The organism is Stenotrophomonas sp. 05L44_2 (assembly GCF_056665995.1).
The window spans coordinates 1-2,279 of sequence record NZ_JBFTNR010000672.1 but is presented as its reverse complement, the minus strand read 5'-3'; the positions used below and the strand labels follow the sequence as shown (position 1 = coordinate 2,279).

Annotated in this window: 1 protein-coding gene; it reads left to right on the top strand. The window is 68.9% G+C overall.

What is annotated here, in order from left to right; genetic code table 11:
* Positions 1-10: 10 nt before the first annotated feature.
* Positions 11-2,275 (top strand): DUF802 domain-containing protein, encoded by a 2,265-nt coding sequence (locus AC1VAN_RS19075; RefSeq protein ID WP_032975339.1) that lies wholly within the window; start codon positions 11-13, stop codon positions 2,273-2,275.
* Positions 2,276-2,279: the final 4 nt, after the last annotated feature.

Below are 2,279 nucleotides of genomic sequence, written 5' to 3'. Positions count from 1 at the left end.
CCGGAACACCATGTCCAGAACTGTTTTCCACGTCCTTGTCTTCCTTGCTGGCCTGCTGGCCGTGTGCTGGATTGGCGTCGGCTATGTCTCGGTGCACCCGCTGGGTGCAGCCGTGGCAGCGATCATCGCAGCCTGCTACATCGCCGGTGGCGTGGAGCTGTACCGCTACCGGCAGGCCAGCAATGGCCTGCGCGCCGCACTGGCTGACCTTTCGCTGGCCAAGGAAAGCCTGGCACCGTGGCTGGAGCGTTTGCCGCTGGGCCTGCGCAATGCCGTGCGCCTGCGCGTGGAAGGCGAACGCACCGCCCTGCCCTCGCCGGTGCTGACGCCCTATCTGGTAGGCCTGCTGGTGCTGCTGGGCATGCTCGGCACGCTGCTGGGCATGATGGACACCCTGCGCGGCACCGGCCTGGCGCTGCAGAGCGCCACCGACATGGCGGCCATCCGCGGCTCGCTGGCCTCGCCAGTGCAGGGGCTGGCGGTGGCCTTCGGCACGTCCATCGCCGGCGTGGCCAGCTCGGCCATGCTGGGCCTGCTGTCGGCACTGCTGCGCCGCGACCGCCTGCAGGTGGTGCAGCAGCTGGACCGCGCCATCGCCACTGACCTGCATCCGTATTCGCAAGCCTGGCAGCGTGCCGAGTCGCTGCGCCTGCTGCAGTCGCAGTCTGCGGCGCTGCCTACGCTGATCGATCGCCTGCAGGCGATGACCAGCACCTTCGAACAGCACAGCGCGGCCGCCAATGAGCGCCTGCTGGCCGGTCAGGCCGAGTTCCTGACGCAGAGCCAGGCGTTGCAGGAACGCCTGGCAACCTCGCTGCAGCAGTCGCTGCGCGAGGGGGCCGAAGCCAGTGCTGCGGCCATTGGTGGCGCACTGCAACCGATGGCCGAAACCACCTTGGCCGGTCTGGCCAGCCACGGCCAGGCGCTGCATTCGCGTGTCGAACAGGCCGTGCAGCAGCAGTTGAATGGTCTGGCCGAGGGCTTCGAGCGCAGCCGCGTGGCGACCGAAGCGAGCTGGGCCAGGGTAGTGGCCGAGCAGACCGGCGCGCAGCAGGCGCTGGTTGCCGAACTGCGCCAGCATCTGCAGTCCTTCAGCGAAGGCCAGAGCACGCAGGGTGAAGCCCTGGTGGCACGCATCGGCGAGCGCCTGCAGGCCGATGCCAGCAGCAACGCCGAGGCCTGGCGCGCTGCTGCCGAACAGCAGCATGCATTGAACAGTGAACTGGTCGAGCGCCAGCAGCAGGCGCTGCAGCATGCCAGCAGCCACCTGGATGACCGTGCGCAGGCGCTGCTGCATGCCCTGGATGAGCGCCACGCCGCCGGCCAGTCGCTGCTGCAGGAACACGAACAACAGCGCCTGCAGGATTGGCAGGCCGCACAGGCCGCCACCGCCACGGCGCATGCCGAACTGCAGGCGGGCCTGGATGCACGCGAACAGCAGCGCCAGCTGCGTTGGGACGCGGTAAGTACCGAGCTGCAGCAGGCGCACGCGGCGTTGCAGGCCCAGCTGCTGGCAGGCGACGAACAGCGCCTGCAGCGCTGGAGCGATGCGTTGCAGAGCGTTTCGGCCGATCTGGCCGAGCGCCTGCAGGCCGATGGCCAGCGCCTTGCCGAACAGCAGCAGCAGGTCTGCGACACGTTGGCACAGACCGCGCAGCAGATCGGCGAGAACGGCCGTGCCCAGGCCAGCGCCACGCTGGCCGAAGTGTCCACCCTGCTGCAGACTGCGGCCGCGGCACCGAAGGCCGCCGCCGAGGTCATCAACGAACTGCGCAGCACCCTGTCCGAAAGCCTGGTGCGCGACAACAGGATGCTGGAAGAACGCGGCCACCTGCTGGCCACCGTGCAGACCCTGCTGGACGCGATCAACCACGCCTCGCACGAGCAGCGCACCGCTGTCGATGCACTGGTCGGAGGCTCGGCCGAACTGCTGGAACGCGTCGGTAGCCGTTTCAGCGACCATATCGCGGCCGAGACCGGCAAGCTCGATGGCATCGCCACGTTGCTCAATGGCAGTGCCGGTGAAGTGGGCCAGCTGGCCGGCACCTTCGGCGCTGCCGTCGAGCAGTTCGGCACCGCTTCGGCAGAGCTCTCCGGGCGCCTGGAGCAGATTGGCGGTGCGCTGGACGCCTCGCTGGCGCGCAGCGATGAGCAGTTGGCGTACTACGTGGCGCAGGCGCGCGAGGTGGTCGACCTCAGCCTGCTGTCACAGAAGCAGGTGATGGAAGAACTGCAGCAGCTGGCCGCGCGCCGCGGCAAGGCCGGCAGCGCATGAGCGA

Excerpts from the sequence above, each read along its gene's own strand:
- AC1VAN_RS19075 (WP_032975339.1), top strand. The coding sequence starts at position 11 with ATGTCCAGAACTGTTTTCCACGTCCTTGTCTTCCTTGCTGGCCTGCTG.